This is a genomic window from Lysobacter antibioticus HS124 (assembly GCF_000336385.2).
GTDB classification, from domain to species: domain Bacteria; phylum Pseudomonadota; class Gammaproteobacteria; order Xanthomonadales; family Xanthomonadaceae; genus Lysobacter; species Lysobacter firmicutimachus.
Genome location: NZ_HG424546.1, coordinates 41,633 through 63,895 on the forward strand (window position 1 = coordinate 41,633; position 22,263 = coordinate 63,895).

General features: G+C 68.2%; 17 protein-coding genes and 2 pseudogenes. 9 read left to right on the plus strand and 10 right to left on the minus strand.

What is annotated here, in order from left to right:
- From TX83_RS23975 to TX83_RS17745, 5 genes and pseudogenes are all read left to right on the plus strand, one after another.
- Positions 1-91, plus strand: a pseudogene (locus TX83_RS23975) (PTS fructose IIA subunit family protein); the annotation flags it as partial.
- A gap of 80 nt (positions 92-171) precedes the next feature.
- Positions 172-441: an HPr family phosphocarrier protein gene (locus tag TX83_RS17730; RefSeq protein ID WP_064749312.1), complete on the plus strand. Its 270-nt coding sequence runs from the start codon at positions 172-174 to the stop codon at positions 439-441.
- A 10-nt stretch (positions 442-451) separates the two neighbouring features.
- The gene (gene ptsP, locus TX83_RS17735) at positions 452-2,161 is read left to right on the plus strand and encodes a phosphoenolpyruvate--protein phosphotransferase (RefSeq protein ID WP_064749313.1); all 1,710 of its coding nucleotides are present in this window, start codon (positions 452-454) and stop codon (positions 2,159-2,161) included.
- A gap of 199 nt (positions 2,162-2,360) precedes the next feature.
- Positions 2,361-3,722 (plus strand): magnesium transporter, encoded by a 1,362-nt coding sequence (gene mgtE / locus TX83_RS17740; RefSeq protein ID WP_064749314.1) that lies wholly within the window; start codon positions 2,361-2,363, stop codon positions 3,720-3,722.
- A 456-nt stretch (positions 3,723-4,178) separates the two neighbouring features.
- A complete protein-coding gene (locus TX83_RS17745; RefSeq protein ID WP_064749315.1) occupies positions 4,179-4,910 on the plus strand; it encodes a prolyl oligopeptidase family serine peptidase in 732 nt (243 codons plus the stop codon).
- Between the two features lie 153 nt (positions 4,911-5,063).
- Here the strand turns inward: TX83_RS17745 and TX83_RS17750 are convergent.
- The 4 genes and pseudogenes from TX83_RS17750 to TX83_RS17765 all read right to left on the minus strand — a co-directional run.
- Positions 5,064-5,273: pseudogene (locus TX83_RS17750) on the minus strand (alkylphosphonate utilization protein); the annotation flags it as partial.
- Positions 5,274-5,321: 48 nt separating this feature from the next.
- On the minus strand, positions 5,322-6,257 hold the full coding sequence (locus TX83_RS17755) for an aspartate carbamoyltransferase catalytic subunit (protein ID WP_064749317.1): 936 nt from the start codon (positions 6,255-6,257) through the stop codon (positions 5,322-5,324).
- Positions 6,254-6,733, minus strand: a complete 480-nt coding sequence (gene ruvX, locus TX83_RS17760) for a Holliday junction resolvase RuvX (protein ID WP_064749318.1) — start codon at positions 6,731-6,733, stop codon at positions 6,254-6,256. The genes TX83_RS17755 and ruvX overlap by 4 nt, the downstream gene beginning before the upstream one ends.
- The gene (locus TX83_RS17765; protein ID WP_064749319.1) at positions 6,730-7,296 is read right to left on the minus strand and encodes a YqgE/AlgH family protein; all 567 of its coding nucleotides are present in this window, start codon (positions 7,294-7,296) and stop codon (positions 6,730-6,732) included. The genes ruvX and TX83_RS17765 overlap by 4 nt, the downstream gene beginning before the upstream one ends.
- A 184-nt stretch (positions 7,297-7,480) precedes the next feature.
- Between TX83_RS17765 and TX83_RS17770 the strand changes: the two genes are divergently transcribed.
- From TX83_RS17770 to TX83_RS17780, 3 genes are all read left to right on the plus strand, one after another.
- Entirely contained in the window at positions 7,481-8,095 is a 615-nt protein-coding gene (locus tag TX83_RS17770) for a DNA-3-methyladenine glycosylase I (protein WP_064749320.1), read from the plus strand.
- Positions 8,092-9,210 carry a hypothetical protein gene (locus TX83_RS17775; protein WP_064749321.1) on the plus strand — a complete coding sequence of 373 codons (1,119 nt, stop codon included), beginning with the start codon at positions 8,092-8,094 and terminating at the stop codon, positions 9,208-9,210. Before TX83_RS17770 ends, TX83_RS17775 begins: the two co-directional genes overlap by 4 nt.
- A 311-nt stretch (positions 9,211-9,521) precedes the next feature.
- A complete protein-coding gene (locus tag TX83_RS17780; protein ID WP_075575233.1) occupies positions 9,522-11,345 on the plus strand; it encodes a DUF4153 domain-containing protein in 1,824 nt (607 codons plus the stop codon).
- A gap of 13 nt (positions 11,346-11,358) precedes the next feature.
- On the opposite strand, the gene TX83_RS17785 is transcribed toward TX83_RS17780, so the two are convergent.
- The 3 genes from TX83_RS17785 to TX83_RS17795 are packed head-to-tail and all read right to left on the minus strand — an operon-like array spanning position 11,359 to position 14,652.
- On the minus strand, positions 11,359-12,369 hold the full coding sequence (locus TX83_RS17785; RefSeq protein WP_075575234.1) for a Rieske 2Fe-2S domain-containing protein: 1,011 nt from the start codon (positions 12,367-12,369) through the stop codon (positions 11,359-11,361).
- A gap of 16 nt (positions 12,370-12,385) precedes the next feature.
- The gene (locus TX83_RS17790; protein ID WP_064749322.1) at positions 12,386-13,498 is read right to left on the minus strand and encodes a hypothetical protein; all 1,113 of its coding nucleotides are present in this window, start codon (positions 13,496-13,498) and stop codon (positions 12,386-12,388) included.
- Entirely contained in the window at positions 13,495-14,652 is a 1,158-nt protein-coding gene (locus TX83_RS17795) for a hypothetical protein (RefSeq protein WP_064749323.1), read from the minus strand. Before TX83_RS17795 ends, TX83_RS17790 begins: the two co-directional genes overlap by 4 nt.
- Positions 14,653-15,003: 351 nt before the next feature.
- On the opposite strand from TX83_RS17795, the gene TX83_RS17800 reads away from it, so the two are divergent.
- On the plus strand, positions 15,004-15,918 hold the full coding sequence (locus TX83_RS17800; RefSeq protein WP_064749324.1) for a hypothetical protein: 915 nt from the start codon (positions 15,004-15,006) through the stop codon (positions 15,916-15,918).
- Positions 15,919-16,011: 93 nt separating this feature from the next.
- On the opposite strand, the gene TX83_RS17805 is transcribed toward TX83_RS17800, so the two are convergent.
- From TX83_RS17805 to TX83_RS17815, 3 genes are all read right to left on the minus strand, one after another.
- Entirely contained in the window at positions 16,012-16,257 is a 246-nt protein-coding gene (locus tag TX83_RS17805) for a hypothetical protein (RefSeq protein ID WP_064749325.1), read from the minus strand.
- Positions 16,258-16,390: 133 nt separating this feature from the next.
- Positions 16,391-16,690: a hypothetical protein gene (locus TX83_RS17810; protein WP_064749326.1), complete on the minus strand. Its 300-nt coding sequence runs from the start codon at positions 16,688-16,690 to the stop codon at positions 16,391-16,393.
- Between the two features lie 546 nt (positions 16,691-17,236).
- Complete coding sequence (locus TX83_RS17815; RefSeq protein ID WP_186442640.1) at positions 17,237-22,066, minus strand: RHS repeat-associated core domain-containing protein; 4,830 nt, start codon at positions 22,064-22,066, stop codon at positions 17,237-17,239.
- Positions 22,067-22,263: the final 197 nt, after the last annotated feature.

Consider the following 22,263-nt stretch of genomic DNA (forward strand, 5'->3'; position numbering starts at 1 on the left):
GGTGATGAACTACGCCGAACTCGAACTCGACCAACTGCCGGTGATCGCCGCCGCCGGCGCCCGCAACGGCGTCATCCAGGACGATGCCTGACCGCATGACGCACCCCGCATTTCCGCTTACGACATCCCCCGTTTCGAACATCGCGTTGACCATTGCCTGAGGACCCCGACATGATCGAACGCGAACTCACCGTTTCCAATCGCCTCGGCCTGCACGCCCGCGCCACCGCCAAGCTGGTGCAGGTGCTGTCGGCCTTCCGCAGCAACGCCACGCTCACCGCCAAGGGCCGCGAGGTCAACGCCAAGAGCATCATGGGCGTGATGCTCTTGGCCGCCGGGCAAGGCACTCCGGTCAAATTGCGGGTCGAGGGCGAGGACGAAGCCCACGCGGCCGACGCCGTGATCGCCCTGTTCGACCGCCGTTTCGACGAAGACAGCTGAGGAGGCGCGGATGCGGCAGGAATTCCAGGGTCACGGCGCCTCCCGCGGCAGCGCGCTCGGCCGCGCCCGGGTCCGCCTGCCGCACGCGCTGGAAGTCGCCGAAGAACGCATCGCTCAACACCAGGTCGAGGCCGAGCTGGGCCGGCTGCACGCCGCGATCGACAGCGTGCGCCAGGAAATGCACGCCCTGCGCGAGCGCCTGCACGGCGCCCTGGCCCACGAGGTCGGCGAATTCCTCGATCTGCACACCCTGCTGCTCGACGACCCCGAGCTGCTGCAGGGCCTGGACGAACTGATCCGCACCGGCCATTACGCCGCCGACTACGCTCTGCGCCTGCAGCGCGACCGCATCGCCTCGGTGTTCGAGGCGATGGACGACGCCTATTTCCGCAGCCGCGTGGACGACATCGACCAGGTGATCGGGCGCATCCACGCCGCCCTGCACCGGCGCGACCACGACACCCAGGGCGTGGCCGGCGAGATCCTGGTCACCGACAACGTCGCCCCGGCCGAACTGGCGCAACTGCAGGCGCAGGGGGTGATGGCGATCGTGACCGCGGCCGGCAGCGCGCTCTCGCACAGCGCGATCCTGGCCCGCAGCCTGCATCTGCCGCTGGTGGTCGGCGCCGCCCAGGCCCTGCTGAAGATCAACGACGGCGATGCGCTGGTGGTCGACGGCAACACCGGCGCGGTGATCCTGGAGCCCGATGCCGCCGATCTGCGCGCGCACCGCGCGCGGGTGCGCGAGCTGGCGCGCGAGCGCAAGCAGTTGCACCGCCTGCGGCGCGAACCCACCCGCACCACCGACGGGGTCGACATCAAGCTCTACGCCAACGCCGAATCGCGCGACGACGTGGCCGAGGCGCACGCGCTGGGCGCGGCCGGGGTCGGCCTGTACCGCACCGAGTTCCTGTTCCTGCAGCGCAACGAGCTGCCCGACGAGGACGAGCAGTTCCGCGCCTACCGCGACGTGGTCCTGGGCATGACCGGCCGCAGCGTCACCATCCGCACCCTCGACCTGGGCGCGGACAAGGCCGACAAGACCGGCCTGGCCTTGCGCGACGAACCCAACCCGGCCCTGGGCGTGCGCGGCGTGCGCCTGTCGATGGCGCGCGACGGCCTGCTCGAGACCCAGTTGCGCGCGATCCTGCGCGCCTCCGGCTACGGCCCGGTGCGGGTGCTGGTGCCGATGATCAGCTGCGCCGAGGAAATCCGCACCGTGCGCCGGTTGATGCAGCAGGTCGCCGCCGACCTGCGCAAGCAAGGCCACGAGGTCGCCGACAAGATTCCGCTCGGCGCGATGATCGAAGTGCCGGCCGCGGCGATCGCCCTGCCCGGCTTCATCCATGCCGTCGACTTCCTGTCGATCGGCACCAACGACCTGGTCCAGTACCTGCTCGCCGTCGACCGCAACAACGAAGCGCTCGGCAACTTGTACACGCCGCTGCACCCGGCGGTGCTGCGGGTGATCCGCGACGTGATCCGGTTGGCCCGCGCGCGCGGCAAGCCGGTCGCGGTATGCGGCGAAATGGCCGGCGATGCCGCCTTCGCGCCGCTGCTGCTGGCATTGGGGCTGGAGGAATTCAGCCTGCACCCGGCGACCTTGCTGGAAGTGCGCCGCGCGATCCGCGGCCTGCATCTGGACAGCCTGCGCAAGCGCGCACCGGCGCTGATGCGCGCACGCGACCGCGCCGGCATCGAGGCCTGGCTGAACGCCTGAACGCCTGAGCGCCGCGGCCGCTCCGGCCCGACGCGCCTTGCCGCGGCCGCGCGCTCGACGGCGGACGGCGGACGGCGGAGACTGGACCGCGGCCCGATCCGGGCTGGGCTTTATCGGCACGAGGGGCGATAATCCACGCATGAACGTCTGACTTTCGCCGGCTTCGTGGCCGCGTCCGTCACCTGCGAGGAAGTACCGCATGGCCGAAGCCGTCCGCCACGACAAGACCGCGCGTCAGCTGCGCCTGCTGTCCGATGCGCTCGACAGCGGCCGCCTCGGACCGGTGCGCCGCCTGGTCAATACCTTGTCGCCGGCCGAGATCGGCAACCTGCTCGAATCGCTGCCCCCCGGCAAGCGCGTGGTGGTGTGGGGCCTGGTCGACCCCGAGGACGACGGCGAGGTGCTGGTCCACGTCGGCGACGAAGTGCGCGAAAGCCTGCTCGCGGACATGGACACCGACGAGATCGTCGCCGCGGTCGAAGACCTCGACATCGACGACCTCGCCGACCTGGTCGAAGACCTGCCCGACACGGTCATCGACGAAGTCCTCAAGTCGATGGACCGCGAGAACCGCGAGCGCCTGGAGCAGGTGCTGTCCTACCCGGAGGACACCGCCGGCCGCCTGATGAACCCCGACGTGGTGACGGTGCGCGCCGACACCACCATCGAGGTGGTGCTGCGCTACCTGCGCCTGCGCGGCGAATTGCCCGAGCACACCGATCACCTGTACGTGGTCAGCCGCCGCCACCAGTACCTGGGCCGGATCGCCCTGGCCGCGCTGCTGACCCACGAGCCCGGCACGCCGATCAACAAGCTGGTCGACGACGAGCAGCCCGCGATCGACGTCGGCGAGACCGCCGGCGAAGTCGCGCGTCAGTTCTCCGACCACGACTGGATCAGCGCGCCGGTGGTCGACGACAACAACATCCTGCTCGGCCGCATCACCATCGACGACGTGGTCGACATCATCCGCGAAGAAGCCGAACACCAGGCCCTGAGCGCGGCAGGTCTGGACGAGGACGAGGATCTGTTCAGCCCGGTGCGGCGCGCGTTCCGGCGCCGCCTGATCTGGTTGTCGGTGAATCTGTGCACCGCCTTCCTCGCCGCCAGCGTGGTCGGCCAGTTCGAGGACTCCATCGCCCAGTTGGTGGCGCTGGCCGCGCTGATGCCGATCGTCGCCGGCATGGGCGGCAACGCCGGCACCCAGGTGCTGGCGCTGATGATCCGCGGCCTGGCCCTGGGACAGATCGGCGCGTCCAACGTCTGGACCCTGCTGCGCAAGGAGTTGTCGGTGGCCCTGATCAACGGCCTCTGCCTCGGCGTCGGCCTGGGCCTGATCGTGCTGCTGTGGTTCCGCCAGCCCGGCCTGTCGCTGGTGATCGGCACCGCGCTGACCATCAACTTGCTGACCGCCGCCGCCGGCGGCGTGCTGGTGCCGCTGACCCTCAAGCGCCTGGGCTTCGACCCGGCCCTGGCCGGCGGCGTGATCCTGACCACCCTGACCGACGTCATGGGCTTCCTCAGCTTCCTCGGCCTGGCGACGCTGATTCTGCTGCGCTGAGGCGACCGCGTTCGCCGCGACCGATTGCTGCGGCATCGCCGTTGGGCGACCCGTGCCGCGCCGATCTCGTCCTGCCGAAGCGCTCGCGCCGTCCTGCCTTCGTGCGATTCGAGGGCGACGCCCGCGCACACCGCTTCGCCGTCGCGGCTCGCGCCGCTCCTACAGGGCGGCACCGCTTCTTGTAGGAGCGGCGTGAGCTGCGACCGCCGAAGCGACACCCTTCCATGCCACCGTCAACGCTCCCGAAGCCATGGGAGTAGGAACGACGCAAGTCGCGACCGCGCCGCGTCGAACCGCCACGCACGCGGCATGAGCCGGCGCTGCGCCAGCCCGCCCCCTCCAAGCCGCGACCCACGTCCTTGAACGCGGCCGCGAAACGTGCCGATCATGCTTCCAGGCAAGTTCCGGAGCGCGCCGATAGCGCCGTGTCGGCTGCCTCCGTCCACGAGTGCCGCCATGCCCGATCTTCGCGAACACGGTTGTTTCCTGGAACGCGAACTGCTGCTCGCCGACGGCGCGCTGCATCGTTATCGGGTGTTCGTGCCCTCGCGCCGTGCCGGCGGCGAGCGGCCGCCGCTGATCCTGTTCCTGCACGGCTCCGGCGAACGCGGCGACGACAACCGGCGCCAGCTCGAGGTGGGCCTGGGCCCGGTGATCCGCGCCCGCATGGACGAGTTCCCGGCGATCGCGGTGTTTCCGCAAATGCATGCCGACCGCGACGACCCCGGCCACTACGCTTTCACCGCCCTGGCGATCCTCGAGCACGCTCAGGCCGAGTTCGCTCCCGATCCGCAGCGCATCCTGCTGACCGGCCTGTCGATGGGCGGATTTCTCAGCTACGAGTTGGCGCTGATGCAACCGGATCGGTTCGCGGCGATCGCGCCGATCTGCGGCGGCTTCGACCCGCCGCACGGCTGGAACCCTCGCCGCATCGCCGCGCTCGGCGGCGTTACCACGCTGGACGATGCGGCGCGGCGGCTGGCGTCGACGCCGCTGTGGATCTTCCACGGCGCCCGCGACGACATCGTGCTGCCGGAACGCTCGCGCGAAATGATCGCGGCGCTGCGCCGCGCCGGCTCGAACGCCCGTTACACCGAGTTCGCCGACGTCGGCCACAACGCCTGGGATCGCGCCTATGCGATGGCCGAGCTGTGGGATTGGTTGTGGATGCGGCGGCGGGATTGGTAATTCGGGATTCGGGATTCGGGATTGGGAATTGGGGATTGGGGATTGGGGATTCGCAAAAGCGGATTCGGAATTGCGAACCCTATCCAGCGCAAGCTCACGCCACCGCGCCAGCGCTCAACCAATCCCGAATCCCGAATCCCCAATCCCGGCCACTCAGGCCTTCTTGACGAACTCGGTGCGCAGCACCAGGCCCTTGACCTTGTCGACGTTGCACTCGATCAGCTCTTCGTCGTCGGTCAGGCGGATGTTCTTGCACAAGGTGCCGCGCTTGAGCGTCACCGAAGTGCCCTTGACCTTGAGGTCCTTGATCACCAGTACCGAATCGCCGTCGGCGAGTGCCGTGCCGTTGCTGTCTTTCACGATCATTGCGCTCTCCTTCGAGCTAAAACGACGGAAAAACGGTGCCGCGGCTCAGCCCTTGAGCAGGGCTTCGAGCACGGCCATGCGCACGGCGACGCCGTTGGCGACCTGGGTCAGGATCAGCGACTGCGGGCCGTCGGCGACTTCGTCGGTGATTTCCACGCCGCGGTTCATCGGCCCGGGATGCATCACCACCGCATCGGCAGCGGCGCGCTTGAGGCGGGTCGCGGTCAGGCCGTAGTCGCGATGGTAGTCGTCGAGCGAGGACACCAGCCCTTCTTCCATGCGTTCGCGCTGCAGGCGCAACATCATCGCCGCGTCCACGCCTTCCAGCGCCGCATCGAGGTCGTGGGTGACGATGCAGCCGTCCAGAGTGCCGTCGTCGGGCAGCAGCGAAGCCGGGCCGCAGACCCGGATCTCGCCGGCACCGAGCGCTCGCAGCGCCTGCAGGTCGGAGCGGGCCACGCGCGAGTGCTTGACGTCGCCGACCATGGCCACGCGCAGTTGCGAAAAATCGCGGCCCTTGGCCTGGCGCAGGGTCAGCATGTCGAGCAGGCCCTGGGTCGGGTGCGCGCTGCGGCCGTCGCCGGCGTTGACCAGGCAGCTGCCGGGCCGCGCCTGCTGCGCCAGCGCGGCGACCGCGCCGTCTTCGCGATGACGGATCACGAAGCCGCGCACGCCCATCGCTTCGATGTTCTTGAGCGTGTCGAGCGCGGTCTCGCCCTTGCTGGTCGAGGAGGTCGAGGCGTCGAAGTTGAGCACGTGCGCGCCGAGCTGCTGCGCGGCCAACTGGAAGCTCAGCCGGGTCCGGGTCGAGGGCTCGAAAAACAGGGTGCAGACCGCGATGCCGGCCAGGGCGCGGCTGTCGTAATGGCCTTCGGCGAAGGCCTGGGCGCGGATCAGCAGCGCCTCCAGCGATTCGCGCGTGGCGTCGGCCAGGCTCAGCAAGTGGCGCGAGCCGAGGGTAGCGTGGGCGGTCGTGTTCATGCGTTGGAAACGTGTTCGATGTCGGTGGCGTCGTCGGGAGCGGCCAGCCAGCGCTCGACGATGACCGCGGCGGCCACCGCGTCCAGCGCTTCGGCGTCGCGGCGGCGCTTGCGTCCCTCGGCGCGGTCGGCGGCGAAGCGATGCGCCGCTTCGATCGAACTGGAGCGTTCGTCGACCAGCACCACCGGCAGGCGGTAGCGGGCGCGGAGCTGACGGGCGAAGGCGTGAGCGCGGGCGCGGGCCGGCTGGTCGCCGCCCTCCAGGGTCATCGGGTCGCCGACGATCAGACCGTCGGGACGCCATTCCTTGTGCAGGCGGTCGATCGCGCTCCAGTCCGGGCCGGCGCCGTGGACGTCGATCACCGCCAGCGCACGCGCGCCGTGGCCGAACGCGCTGGCCACCGCGACGCCGATGCGTCGCGCGCCTACATCGAAACCCAGGACGGTGCCGTCTCGTCGAATCGCCGCCGGACTCATGCGTGCCCGGCGTAGTCGGCCAGGTGGGCGAAATCGACGCCGATGCGGCCTGCCGCGGCGTGCCAGCGCGCGTCCAGCGGCAGTTGGAACAGCAGTTCGGCGTCGGCCGGCGCGGTCAGCCAGTCGTTTTCGGTGATTTCGTGCTCGAGCTGGCCCGAACCCCAGCCGGCGCAACCCAGCGCGACGATCGCGTTGGACGGGCCTTCGCCCTTGGCCATCGCTTCGAGGATGTCGCGCGAAGTGGTCAGGAACAGGTCGTTGCCGATGACCAGGGTCGAATCCCAGCGCGTGCCGCCGTCGTGGAGGACGAAGCCGCGCTCGGGATGCACCGGGCCGCCGGCCAGGACGATCTGCGCGCGCAGTCGCTCGTCGCCGCCGTCCACGCCCATCTGCCCGAACACCTCGCCGAGGGTGTACTCGGAGGGGCGGTTGACGACGATGCCCATGGCGCCGTCGTTGTCGTGCTGGCAGATCAGCGCCACGCTGCGCGAGAAGTTGGTGTCGGCCAACGCGGGCAGCGCGATCAGGACCTGGTTCGCGAGGGGTGTGGGCATGGCGGACATGGGTCGCATTCTAGCCTGCCCGGCGTGAATTCGGCGCCGGTCCGCGCACGTTTCGTCGATCCGGGGCGTCCCCGCGGGCCGCGGACCGCCCTGCCCGGCCGTCGCCCCCCGACCCCGCCGTACGGCCCTGGATTCGATGTGCGCGGCGCACGACAATCCAGGGCCGCGCTCTCTCGAGGTCCCCATGTCGGGCTATTGCGACATCGCTCCGGGTCACCCGGTCCACGGCCATTACCACGATCACGAATACGGCTTCCCGCAGCGCGAGGAAACCGACCTGTTCGAGCGCCTGATCCTGGAAATCAACCAGGCCGGGCTGAGCTGGGAGACCATCCTGCGCAAGCGCGAAGGCTTCCGCCGCGCCTACCACGGTTTCGACGTCGATCGCGTCGCCGGCTACGGCGAGGCCGACCGTCTGCGCCTGCTCGAAGACGCCGGCATCATCCGCAACCGGCTCAAGGTCGACGCAGCGATCCACAACGCCGGGGTCGTGCAGGGCCTGCGCGACAGCCACGGCGGCTTCGCCGCGTGGCTGGACGCGCACCAGTTGCTCGACGGCAAGCCTCGCGACAAGGCCGGCTGGGTCAAGCTGTTCAAACGCACGTTTCGTTTCACTGGCGGCGAGATCACCGGTGAGTTCCTGATGAGCCTGAGTTATCTGCCGGGCGCGCACCGCGAAAGCTGCCCGGCCTACCGCCGGATCGAGGCCGTCGGCCCGTACTGGCGTCGCGCGCAGGCGCTGGCCGGCGGCCCCCGGGTGGCCTCGGCCAAGACCCCGCGCCGGGGGACGGCCAGGTGAGCGCCGGCCCGGTCGGGCGCGGTGCGGCCAGGGCGGCCGCATGGATCGCCGCAGGCGCCCTCGCCGGCCCCGCGCCTGCCGCCCCGCCGACCGACGCGCACACCCTGCTCGAACGCCTGGCCGACCGGATCGCCGCCCTGCCCGCCGACGAGCCGATGCCGGTCGACCGAACGCTGGAGCCTTACCTCGACCGCAGCGGGATCGCGCTGCGGGTCGAACAGGACGACGACGCCCGTACACTCCAGCGCAAGCGCCCGCCGGGCCTGTCCGATGCGGAATGGCGGGCCTTCGTCGAGGCCTGGAGCGCCGGCGCGATCGCGGTCGAATCGGAGAGCGGCGGCGCCGCCCTGACCTTCCTGGACTTGGACGAAGACGGCCGACGCGACCTGATCCTGGATCAGTACGTCGGCGGCACCGGCTTGTATTCGTACCTTTCGACCCTGCGCAACGACCCGGCAACGGGGTACACCGACGGCGGCGCGACGTTCTCGATCAACGGCCGCGGCGGCGACCAGGCGGTGTATTGGCTGCGCATCGACGGTCGCAGTTACGTCGCTTACCGCGACAGCGTGTACGGGCGCGATACGCTGACCTTGCAGCGGCCGATGACGCCGGCGCCGGTCGCGGCCGCGACGCGGCCGGCGCTGGTGGTGCGTTACCGCTATCGTCATCGGGTCCTGCCAGCGACCGCGGACGCGCGCCGCGACGATGCCGTGCAGACGGCGCTCGACGCCGATGCGGATTTCGCCGCCGCCGCCGATGGCGCCTTGGCCGAGGTACGACTGCATCGCGACGGCAGCCAGCGTCTGCCCGACCCCGAAGCGCGTTGCCCGGCGCCGCCGGGCACGCCGGCCGACGAGGACGTCTGGCCCTGGCACGGCGCCGGCCATTACAGCTTCGACTTCGCCGCGATCGCGCGCGTGCGCACGCCCCGCGCCTGCTACGCGGCGACAGTCATCGCCTTTCGCAGCAGCTATCTGAAGTCCCACGCCGACTGTTGCATGCTGTGGGTGCAGACCGCGCCCGGCGACGCCATCGCCGAGCGTCCGCTGCACACGCAGCGCTGGCGCGAGGAGATCGCGGTCGAATGGGTCGATGCGGGCGACGGGGAATAGGCGCCGACGGGCGATCTCCGCTTCGCCAGCCACCCGCCTCCGCTCCGATCGCTGCCGACAGGCCTCGCCCCCGCAGCTCGCCGCCCGTCGGCAAAGCAGCTCGAGGTTCTGTCCCACGGTGAAAAGGGGGCATGGCGATTTGCTGGTGTTCCGCCCATCATCCCCCGCCCCAGGCCGTTCGCCCCTGCTGCGCGGAGAAGTTCGGAACCCGAACTGATCTACCATGGCCGGGCACGTCATGGACGACATCGCGACCGCGCCTTCCGGGCCGGCGCACCAGTGCGTCGTCCGCGCCACCGCCAGGATCCAGGATGCTCCCGTCGCCCGCACTGCCCCGCTCCACCCGCTGGTTCATCGTCGCCGTCGCCGCGCTGCAAGGCCTGGCCCTGTACGCCACCGGCAAATACGCCGCGGCACTCGGCGGCAGCGGCTTGCCGATCGCCTTGTATGCGTTGCTGCTGGCGGTACCCGGCGCGATGCTGCTGAGCGTGCAGCGACTGCGCGACCCGCGCTTCTGGCAACACGCCGTCGGCCTGAGCCTGATCGTCGCCGTACTCGGCGCCTGGGCCGCCTGGAGCGCCACCGGCGCGCCGCAGCTGGAAACCGACACCGTGCTGGCGCCGTTCGCGGTCAGCCTCGCCATCGCCTGGTTCGTCGCCCTGCCCTATCTGCAATGCCGGATCGAACACGGGCGCTGGTGCGCCCCGTATCCGGCACTGTTCGAGCACGGCTGGCAGAACGCGCTGACCCTGGCTCTGACCGGCGTTTTCGTCGCCATCTGCTGGGGCGTACTCGGGCTGTGCGCGATGCTGTTCAAGCTGATCGGCATCGACGTGTTCGCCGAGTTGTTCTCGCAGCCGGGCTTCGCCTGGCCGGTCAGCGGCCTGATGGCCGGCCTCGGCCTGCTCGTCGGCCGCACCCAGCAAAAGCCGGTGCAGATCGCGCGCCAGGTGCTGTTCGCGATCTTCAAGGGCCTGCTGCCGTTGCTGGCCCTGGTCGCGGTGCTGTTCGTGCTGAGCCTGCCGTTCACCGGCCTGGAAGCGCTGTGGCGCACGCGCGCGGCGACCGTGATCCTGATGTGCGTGATCGCGTTGCTGGTGCTGTTCGTCAACGCCGTGTTCCAGGACGGCAGCGGCGAGCCGCCGTATCCGCGCGCGCTGCGCCGGGTGGTGGACGCCGCTTTGCTGAGCCTGCCGGTGTACGCCGGGCTGGGCTTGTACGCGCTCGGCCTGCGCATCGTCCAGTACGGCTGGACCGCCGACCGCTTCTGGGCCCTGCTGGCCTCGGTGCTGCTGGCCGCCTACGCCTGCGGCTACGCCTGGGCCGCGCTGCGCCCGCGCCGCGGCTGGCTGCACGGCATCGCCCGGGTCAACGTGGCGGTGTCGCTGATCGCGCTGGCGTTGGCGGTCGCGGCCAATTCGCTGCTGCTGGACCCGCACCGGCTCAGCGTCGGCGACCAGCTCGCGCGCCTGCGCGACGGCCGCGCCACGGTCGTCGATTTCGATCTCAAGCATCTGCGCTTCCACAGCGGCCGCCGCGGCTATCAGGCCTTGCTCGCGCTGCGCAGCGAACCCAAGTTCGCCGCCCCGGCCGCGCGCGACGCGCTCGCCCAGGCGATCGCGATGGAGAGCCCCTGGTACAGCCCCGCGGATCTGCGCGAGCAGGCCCCGCGCACCGCCGCCAACGCCTTGCAAAGGATCGCGCGCGCGCCCGGCGTCGACCCGGTCGAACCGGCCTGGCTGCAAGCGGTGCTGGAGCGCAAGCTGTCCGCGCCCGACTGCCTGCGCGAGGACGCGCGCTGCGTGCTGATGGCGCCGGACCTGGACCGCGACGGCATGCGCGAGTACCTGCTGTGCGAAATCGAGGAATACGGCTCGACCTGCACCCTCTACGCCCTCGACGGCGGGCGCTGGGCCGTGGCCGCGCGCAGCTTCATCGGCACCCGCGAGCGCGGGACCGAGGCGCTGGAGGCGGCGATGCGGGCCGGCAGGGTCAAGGCGGTGCCGCCGCGCTGGCCGGAGCTGCGCTTCGGCGACGGCAAGCCGTTCTCGCTGAACGAAGACACCTCACCCCAGCGCAGCGAGCCGGTCGATCCGGCCGCGCTGCAGCGTTTGCAGGGCGCGCCGCGCCGCTGAGCGCGCGGCGCGGTCACAACCGCATGCGCACCTCGCGCGGTACCGCCGGCGGTACCGCGCCGCTGTGCCAGAACGCTTCGACCCAGGGCCGCACCAGATCGAGTTCGGTCGAAGCGCCGCGCACGCCGGGAAAGCGGCGCAGGTTGGCCGACTGCAAACCGAGCATGCGCGCGTCCTGGTCGTTGACCCGTTTCAGAAACGGCCACACCAGCCGCCGCACCAGCCAGGCCGGCGCCCAGCGGTTCTCCACGTGCAGGCTGGCGAACACCGCCGTGGACGCCGCGCTTTCCGGGCTGAAATGCAGGCTGATCCGCACCGTGCCGCCGTTGCGGTAGCGATACTCGATCTGCGCGCTGCCGGGCGCGTCGAAGCGTGCCCGTTCGCTGTCGCGCGGCGACTCGAACAGCCGGTACAGCAATCCCGACTGCTGCGGCTGGCCGTGATAGCCCACCTCGAACCCGTCCGCGTTCGGCATGAATCGCGCCAGCACCTCGCTGCGCGCACCGCCGCGACGGACCAGGCCGGGATGGATCCAGTGCGTGTGCAACGGGTCGAGGAAGTTCTCGATCGCATCGACCACGTGCGCCGGCCAGCGGGTCTGCCACAGGAAGCGCCGCGAATCCGGGCCGAACTCCCGCACCAGCGGCGCCAATTCGCCCTCGTCGCGGCCGTCCAGGCGCAACCAGATCAGGTCGTCGTGCTCGCGCACGGCGATGCGGCGCACGCGCACCGACGGCAACGCGGCCTCGGGCGACAAGCCGGGGATCTCGCACAAGCGGCCGTCGCGGTCGAAGCGCCAGCCGTGATACGGGCAGGCCAGCCCGTCGCCGGTCGCGCACCCGGCCGACAACGGCGCGTGCCGGTGCGGGCAGCGGTCTTCCAGGGCGAAGGCCTGGCCATCGCCGGTGCGCGCCAGCACCACCGGCCGGTCGAGCAAGCGCACCGCGACCGGCGTGCGCCGCAGCCGCTCGGCGCACAGCGCGGCGAACCAGCGCGAGGCATGGCTGGGGTGCCAGTCGATCATCGCGCGCCCTCGCCGCTCACAGCGCGAACCGACGCATGATCGGCACGCCGATGTGCTGCGTCGCCGCGGCCAGGAAGGCGATCGCGCGCCGGGTCGCGCGCGGCAGGTGCCGCGCATACACCGCGCTGTACTCGATCGCCGGCTCGCCGCCGCGCAAACGCTTGAAATGCGCCGCGCCGGCGCTGAAATTGATCGTCTCGCCGCTGCGCAGCGCGTGCTCGAAGGTGCAGGCGGTGGCCAGCCGATACAGCCCCTCGCGCCGCGGCCGGCCGGTGTCGTAGCCCACGATCGGCGTGGTCAGACAGCCGCCGAGACGGAACTGCCCGGCCACGCACAGCAGTTGCCCGTCTCGGTCGCGGAAGCCGTCGAAATGCAGCAGTCCCTGGCGGTGCCATTGGCGCATGAACTCGGCGCGATAGTGCGGGTTGCAGGCCGAATACTTGTCCAGGTACAGGCGCCGGTACAAGTGGGCGATGCGTTCGTAATCGGCCTCGCCGATCTCGCCGTTGCCGGCGCGTCCCGGATGCTTGGCCGCCAGGCGCAAGTCCATCGCCAGGTTGTGGCGCCGCCGCGCCAGGCTAGCCACGTCGCGGTACAGATACACTTGACGGCTGCCGATCAGTTCGAAGCCCAGCGCTTGCAACTGCGCCAGCCAGTCGCCGTGCTCGCGCTCGTTGAGCGAGCGCAGCCACAGCGCATGCCGCGGCCAACGCTGGCGCGCGGCGTCGAGCAACTGTCGCAGCGGCGTCGCCGCCAGCGGCGGATACAGATTGGTCGACAGCAGCCAGTTGTTGATGGCGACGGCTCGGTCGATCCGCGCCCGCTGCAGACGCCGTGCGCCGAACCGACCCAGTGCGCGCAACGCCGGCGCGGCCCAGGACGGCGCGTAGCGCACCGCCTCTTCGGCAGCGTAGTCGGCATAGGCGGTGCGCGGCGAGCAGACCCAGGCATTGCCCGGCTCGTCTTCGTTGATCGTCGCCGGCAGGCTCAGCTCGCCCACATTCAACATCTCGACCCGAGTGGCGAGATTGGCGATATAACGTTGCGAGTCGCTGCCGACGTGCAACTGCGCGAACGCCGCCGACGCGCGATTGAACTCATCCACCGCGCCCGTCGTCGCCGCGCTCATAGCTCGGGCAGGTCCTCGCCGTCCCATTCGATATCACGCGTCGCCGCCTCGCGCAGGCTGCAGCCGCGACGCAGGGCGACGCCGGCATAGGCCGCCACGTCGACCAGCGCGCCCAGGGGCGGCGCGGGGTCGCCGCGCACCGACAGCACGTCCTCGGCGCGCGCCCAGTCGCGCCGCCACCGCGCACCGCGGCCGTCGCGCAACGCCTGCGCCAGCCCGGGCCCGAGCATGATCGGCGCGATCATCCGCGCCCGGCCCGCGCCCGCATCCACGCAGGCCATGTCCGCACCCATCAGCGCCGCCGGCAGCGGCGCACCGGGCACGAACACATGCACGCCGCTGACCGCGCGCGGATTGCATTCCAGCACGGTCGGCACGCCGTCTTCGCCGACGATCCAGTCGAAGGAAATCTGCCCGCTGAAGCCCAGCTTGGCGACAAAGCGCTCGACGAACGCGCGGATCGCCGGGGTCGGCTGCGGATCGAAATAGAAGCTGGAACTGCGCGCCAGCCGGTACGCCGGCCGATACACCGCGTGCGCCAGCAGCCGGCCACGGTCCGCAATGCCGTAGGAGCACAGTTCGGTGCCAGCGTGGAAACGCTGCGCGACCCAGGTCTGGCCCAGCCCCAGCGGTGGGGCATCGGTCGGCAGCCCGTCCGGGTACAGGCGCACATGCACGCCGAAGCGCGAGTACTCCGGCTTCAGCACCAACGGCGCACCGCCGGCCCAGTCGCGCGCCTGCTGCATGCTTGTCACCGCGGCGCTGTCCGGCACGCGCGCGCCGCAGTCCCGTGCCAACTCGAGAAACCGCCGCTTGCTGTGCAGGGCGCGCAGGGTATCGAAATCGTCGGCCAGCACCCGCACCGAACGCGGCAGCGCCTGGCGGTAGCGCGAGACGGTGAAGACCTCCTCGCAGGTCGGCACGATCAGGTCGATGCGCTGCGCCGCGGCGATGCGCGACAGCGCGGCGACGAAACCGGCCGCGTCGCCACGCGGCGACGGCAGCCGGTGCGCCCGGAACACCGCGTTCGACCAGGCCCCGAGCCGGCACGACACGCTGTCGGCGACGTGCACCGTCCACGCCGCATGGGCGAAGCTGCGCGCCAGTTCCAGAGCCGCCGGAGCGCGCGGCCCCAGGATCAATACATTCGCCATCGTCCATCCCGGCCGGCACGGCGCCGGTGGTTCGCTATCGCCTCATCGCCGGCATCCCGCGCGGCAGGTGCATTAGGCAACAGGGCGACGGAAATGGGAACGCGCTGCGGACTGCGGCCCGGTGCGGATGCGGCCGCGACCGCCGTGGCGAAACCAGACCGACGCCCCGCTCCGGCCGCGACGGCTCGCTCGGCATGGCCGGGTTCGCCCGCTGCGCCTAGGGTCGGCCCCAGATACCCGCCGCCCCCTTCAGGGCGTAGCCTGAAGATCGACTGAAAACGTTTTCATACGAGGCAAGGCATACGAGGCAAGGCCGGCGCGAAGCCGGACTCATCCAGGGAGGAACCGCTCATGGCAGACGCAAGTTCCGGCGTATCGGGCGCTTCATCGCGGGACTCGGCCAGCTCAGCGAGCTCGGCGCAACACACCCAGGCCGCCAACGAAGTCGCCGAATCGCAGCTGGCCGAGGCCATCTCCGCGCTCGGCGGGGTCCCCACGCCCTCGCTGGTCGAAGCCGCACCGGTCGACCTCAGCATCGCGGTCAGCGCGCTGTCGCAACTCAACGCGATGGCGGTCGACACGTCGGCCCTGGACTTCTCGTCCTTGAACGCGCTGGGCGGCGTGGTCTCGACCCCGGCCAACTACGCCGAAGTCGCGCAAAGCCTGCCGGTCGCGCCCGCGGTCGAAGAATTCAACGTGTTCTCGCCCAGCTTCGCCATCACCGGCTTCGACCCGGCCGACATCGCCAACGCCGACATCAACGCCATCGGCCTGGAACTCGGCCTGAGCTACGACGGCAACCTCACCGGCGCCCTGTCCGCGACCTACGCCCCGGCTCCGGGCACGGTGACCGTGCAAGGCCACATCGGCGTCGCCGACGCCTTCGACTCGGCCCGCTTCGGCTTCACCGCCGGCCCCTTCGGCAACGGCGCCACGCCCAGCCTGGGCCTCAACGCCGCCGCCCACCTCGACCTCGGCACGGTCAACGCCTTCGACCTCAACGCCGCGATCCACTTCGACCCCAACGGCCTGCGCAACGCCAACGTCAACGCGACGCTGACCCACGAAATCGACGAGGCCCTGGACGCCTACGCCCAGGGCGGCCTCAACTTCGATCACGACGGCTTGCAAAGCCTCAGCGGCGGTACCGGCCTGCGTTTCGACCAGGGCGGCGTGTCGTGGAGCTTGGGCGGGTTCGGCCGGGTGGATGCGCGAACGGGGGATGCGACGGGGGGAGTTCGGTTTGATGCGCGGGTTAGGTTCTGATCGACGCTGAACGATCGTCCGTTTGAGCGCGAGCTACCGGGGCATGCCAGAAAAGCATCGGACGCGATTGCCGCGTCCAATCGAGGTCATGCCTTACTGCGCTGCGGGATGCTCCGCATTCCATTCCGCCGCAATACGCTCGGGACCTTTCGTCTTCCATTCCCAAGCTTGCTCGATCGTCAGGCGGCGAATTCCGCTCATGTGCAGATCCGTTGTTCGCGGGTGGCTGCCGTCGATCAAGGAGACTCCCCAGGCAAAGCCCGCTTCGTCGACTCCCAGGCATAAGCAGGGGTGGAAGAACACGTCTTCGTAGATGTCCCCGGACTTGACGACGACCACTCATTCTCCCAATCAGTACGCACAGAGCTAGCGACGCGTCGTCGGCCTCACGCAAGTCGGAGGGCTCGAGCACCAGAGCAGCCCTCTACTCATAAAAGCGGCTCTGACCCAGTTTCATCGAGGGCGGCAGTGCTTAACCTGAAAAATATTTCAGCTCAATCGCCTTGCTTCTCGTAGCCAAGGCCAGGGTCGATCTAGTGGACTCATCCAACAATTCCATGCGCAGAATCGCTTCGATCGCGCCCTCTCGCGAATCAACGTCGACTCCGATCCGCATCGAAACCGCCTTCATCAGCAAAGCGTGAGGAATGGGCTCGACGGAGCGGAGCTTTTCGATCACGCCAGCGCGACCGAGCTCGATGACCTCTATCGCCAGTTCCAGCAGAGTCGCCTCAGCCAGCCCACGCTCGCAATCACGGTCGTTACAGGCCATACGGGGGGAACCTCATCGCACGAATGGAGTCAATTTCGGAAACGGCCGCAACCCGCTTCTCTCGCTAGGACTTCCCATGCTGCAACACCCCTTTACTTTCAAGTGACTCGAAAAAACGAGGACGCCTCACCTGTTTTGCTCATCCGATTTTTGATGTGATCATGCGGCAGCAGCGACCCTAGTCACCTATCGCAGGATCAGCCAATCTCGCATAAGAATTAGACTTCTCCATATCCCGCTCCAGCCCCAAGCGCCCACCGAGATAAGCGATCGACAAGTGAGCGCACGCTACTTTATTTCCGGCAGCGCATGCGATTCGAAGCCATCTAACCGCCTCATCATTGACCCCATCCTCTGCGTAAAGCGCCGCCAAGCCACCCGCGGCCGCACTTGACCCCTGCTCAGCCGCCAGAAGGCAGTACTTGATACCTTGCTCACGGTCGCCAGACGCCAAGAAGTACTCGGCGACATCCAATGAAGAACTGGCACTTCCGCCCTCACTTTTGGTGAGCGCCTGCGCAAGCTCGTCTTCCGAGAATATGGCCATCACAATCGCCTTGGGCCTAACTCATAGAACCATACATCTTCAATCATTGCGTACCCAAGTGGAACGCAGGTTTCGTTCCATTCACGTGCCGATGCGTTCCACGCTCTTTGTTCAAAAATCAGCTCACTGCTAACAAGACCTCGAATTTTCTCAAAGCCAATCTGCGCATCGATTTTAAAATGAAGCGCCATCAAAATCGCTCGTCTCTTCATGCAATCGTTATCGGGGCATTCACCGCCTGAAGACCTCACCCCAGGGAACTTGATTACGTTAGGCCCATAGTAATCATCATCGCCAGTGCCGTTCCCGCTTTGCGCGTAACCGGGACCTATTGGTGATAGTGGCCCGCGTACGGGCGGCGACAGCAGTCCTCCTCGCCCCGGCACAACAATCACTTGAAGGCCCTTAGGATCCAGATTCGATAAGGGGTTAGCCGCCACATACAAATAAGTGCTCATGCCCCCATGCAGCCCTATTGGGTCGCTCTCGATGTATCTTCCGTTACCCGCCTCGTAGTCTCGAAAGTAGTTGTACATCAACCCCGTTACTACATCATTTTGCTGCCCAGCAAACCGCATATCGAACATAAACGCAGCACCATCCTGGTCCGGATCCTGGTTTGGAGCATCGTTACCGAAAGCTTCGCCCTTAGCGTTCCAGCTCCAGACCCCAACATTACGGGCCACATCGACCACCGCGCGCGGCGTACCCAGGTGGTCGGGTTGGACGTAGTGCAGCTTCTGCGCAGCGCCAGCGCCCGCCAGGACACCAACAGGTGCCTCGTCCAGCCACACCGGTTGCTGTTTCGTTTCACCGCTGGCGCCATAGTCGCCGATCCAATGCCCTGCTTCGTCATATAGCGTATAGACCGCAACCGGGCCACTAGCACCGTTAATCGCAGCGACACGCTCACCCTTAGCGTTGTAGCGATAGCTGCGCGCGACCACGCCCCCCAACTTGACCTGACTCATCCGGTCGTTGGCGTTGTAAACGAACTCCTTCGCCGCACCGCCGATGCTGGTGGTATTGCCGACCGCGTCGTAACCGCGGGCGATGCCGCCCACGTCGGTCAGACGATGACTGGTGGCCGGATAGGTGTACGTCGTGGTCGTGCCCGCACGCAGCAGGCTGGTTCGATTGCCGGTGGCGTCATAACCGTAGGTCTCCAGCGGCGTGCCGGTGGGGCCGTCGCGGGTGATCTTCAGCCGGCCCAGGGCGTCGTAGTCGTACTTGGCCAGGAACGCGCTCTGCAGGCCGTCCTTGAGTTCGGTCAGTTCGCCGACTTCGTTGTAGCCGTAGCCCAGCGACAGGCCGCCGGCGGCCGGATCGAAGATCGTCTTGGCGCGGTAGTCGAGATCGTAGGTCCGGCTCAGGCTGCGGCCGTTGCCGTAGGTCCAGCCGGTGGCCGGGCCGAACGGCAGGTAGCCGACGTTGTTCAGCAGCACGCTGCGCACGCCGCCGGCCGGGGTCACGCCGATCTCGACGATGCGGCCCTGGGCGTCGCGCACGTAGTCGGCGACTGCGCCGTCCGGGTAGGTCAGCGCGCTCAGTTCGCCGGCCGGGGTGTAGGCGTAGCGCAGGGTGAAGGACTGGGCGTCGACCGACTGCACCTTGCGCACCACCCGGCCGAAGCGGTCGTAGCAGTACTTCAGCTCGGTGCCTTCGGTGCGCATCGCGGTGACCCGGCCGACGGCGAAGGTTTCGCCGGCGGCGCAGGCGGCGTTGACCGTGTCGTAGTCGTATTCGACGTCGTTGCTGCCCGAGCCATAGGACACCGTCTTCGGCCGGCCCAGCGCATCGTAAGTGTAGGTATGCGGGTTGGCGTCGTTGGCGTCCTGCTTGGTCGCCACCTGGCCGGCGGCATTGAAGGTGCGGGTGGTGACGCCGGTGTCCGGGCTCGACAGCTGGACCTGGTCGCCGAAGCCGTTGTAGCCGTAGGTCGTGTTCAAACCCTTCGGGTCGTTGACCTGGGTCAGGCGATCGAGGGCGTCGTACTGATACTCGATCTTGGCGTTGATGCCGCCGACGTCCTGCAAGGTCTTGGCCAGGCGGTTGAGCGGGTCGTAGTCGTTGTCGGTCTTGCGGTTCAGCGCGTCGATGGTCAGGTCGGCGTTGCCGGCCGCGTCGTAAGTGAACGCGGTCGGGTGGCCGTCCGCGGTCTTGGCGGTCTTGAGCTGGCCGAGCTGGTTGTAGATCCGCGACAGGGTGCGCTTGAGCGCGCCGTTGGCGTCGCGGGTGTCTTCCTGGGTGCGGTTGCCGGCGGCATCGACGGTGTAGTGGATGCGGTTGCCGGCGTTGTCGTAGATATCGCTCAGCCGGTGCGCCGCGTCGTAGTCGTAGCGGACGAAGGCGCCGTCGGGCTGGATCACCTTCTTGACTTGGCCGATCAGGTCGTACTCGTAGCGGGTGATCACGTCGTCGGCTTCGGACGCCGCGTTGGTACCGCGCACCTTGCTGGCCTTGAGCCAGCCGCGCGGGTAGTACTCCAGATCGGTGACCACGCCGTTGGCGTCCTTGCTCGACAGCAGGCGGCCGCTGGCGTCGTAGCGCAGGTACTCGGTGACGTGGCCGAGCGCGTCGGCGACCTTCCACAGGTCGCCCTTGCGGTAGGCGCAGCTCGCCGGCGCGGTGGCGCAGGCCGGATCGTCGCTGGCGTAGTAGGTGTAGCTGGCGATGTCGGCCACGTCGCTGCGCGGGCCGTCGACCGACTTGAGCAGACCGACGATCGGGCAGGTCCCGGCGGCCACATCCGCCGCTTCGCAGTAGCTGGTCGTGGTGGTGCGCTCGGCGTTGGTGGCCGGGTCGACCTGGGTCGTGCTCAGGCGCTGGCCGCGGTCGTTATAGGTCCACTTGGTCTTGGCGACCAGGACGTTGGCGTTGTTGAGGGTTCGGCGCTCGGTCGGCTGGGTGTAGCCGGGGTTCCAGTCGGTCTGGATCGTGCGGGTGACCGGGGTGACGCCCTTTCCGGAGGTGCGGCCCTCGATGCGCACGGTTTCCTGGAATGCATCGTGCTCGTAATCGGTGCGGTAGCTGCGCTCGTTCTGGCGCGACGAGATACGATTGTTCAGGTATTGCGCCGTAGAAGTGCCGGCATTCGAACCATCCGTAGCCGACAACGCGATGCGAGTCGGCTGACGGAACGCTTCCGAGGAGAAGTCGTATGTCTTGCTCGAACCGGTCGGCAGTGTGACCGTCACCGAGCCCGAGCTGTTGTAGGTATGGGTGACCTTGCCGGCCCCAAGCGCATGGTCGCTGATGGTGGTCCGACCCAGCTCGTCGTAGCTGTAAGTGGCATAACGTTGCCCGGCTTCGTCAATGACGCCGGTGAGCTTGTTGCCCCATAGGGCCGGGTCGCAGCCAGCGATCGCCTGTCCCGCGGCATTGCGGCAGACCCGGTCACTTTCCCCGTATAGATATTCCATGCCCTCACCGGCCACGGCGCCGCCCTTGCTGGCGTGGGTCAAGCGGCCAGAGGTGTCGTAGGCATACTCCACCAACCAGGCGCCTGCACTGCCGATGCGAGAGAGGCGCAAACCATCGTCGCCCGGCTTGGCGGCAAGGACTGCCGCATACTGGAAGTTCAGCTCGCGGCCGGACGGACTGCGCACGCGCAGCAGCTTGCCTGCAGCGAGGCAGCTGCCCGCCTGCACATCGGCCTGGGTGCAGTAGTCCAGGCGGTATAACCGCCCGCCGACTTCGTAGGCGCTGAGCCGACCGGAATCGTCGAACCACTCCAGCGAAGAGAAGGTCGACAGACGCCAGCGCCCCTTGTCCGTAGCTACCGCATCGGGCTCGCGGATCATGATTACGCCGGGGCGATTGACCGAGCGATAGGAAGTGTCGCTTACCTTGCCCATCAGCTCGTAGTAGCCATCGGAGCGCAGCAAGGTGTTGGGCAGCCCCTGGCGCAGGATCACTCGCGCCGAATACGAATGCGCCCAATGATCGGTCAGCCCAGAACCCAACTCGAAGTCCCCGACCGAGTTATAGGTCCTGGTGAACGCCTGGCCCTCCCAATCGAAATCTTCCTCGCGATACTCCTTGTTGCCGGTGGCCGCGACCACGGGGTTGCCATCCTTGCAACAGGAATCGAATTGCTTGGACCGCACAACGATCTGCGCATATACGTCGTTGAAACAGACGTTAGGCCAGTTGACGCCCGGATTCGGCCATCCCGCGTAGAACAGCACCGGGCACTCGTACCAGTCGCGACGAGCGAAATGCCACTGATGAGTCACCGACGGTGTCGGGTTGATGATCAGAAAACGCGCGTTGGCGTCGTTCGGCGAATAGTTTCGCGTCTGAAACAAGAACCGGCCTTCCGGCCCCCAACCGGCCGGAGTACCCTCGTAGTACGAGCCCGTGAACTGGCCCGGCGGCGGCGGCGTGGAATAGAGGCTCGATTTGTAGACGTCGACTTCCATCGCCTCCTCGTCCTTGCACCAGATCTCGCCGTTCGGCGCTGTCTCGCCACCGATCGAGTCTTCAGAACTGCACCCACGCGCACGAGCACCGGCGGTCGACGCTCTGTAAAAATCGCCCACGTATGTCGGCGCACGCGGTTTGACCCTGTAATCCCGGTTGTAGACGCCTTCAGCCATCGCCCATTCAGCGTTCTTCTCGAGGAACGCGTTTCCGCGCGGCGTCGCCGGTTCGGTGCGGATATAGCTTTCAGCCTCGCTGAGCGTGTTGAAACACATGCGCTCTTGCGCCGGCATATAGCGCGTAGCGCAGTACTCATCGGCAGCGCGCGCCCCTCCCGGCACCAGCCAAGCGGCCAGCAGCAAGGAAACCAAGGCGGACAAACGAAGGGCGAAGCTGGCAGGCATGACGTTGTTCTTCCGATGAAAGCGCCGCGGCAGCGGCCGGACATCCTGGGTCCTGTGCGTACGATGGCGAGGTGCCGGCGTCGACGAACGGGCGACCGGAGGGGACGGGTCCCGCGGCGATGATCGATGACGGCCGTCGCAAAAATTAAGACACCGTAGGCACTTTTCGCTAGTCACATTTCGTCGACAGATCCGGC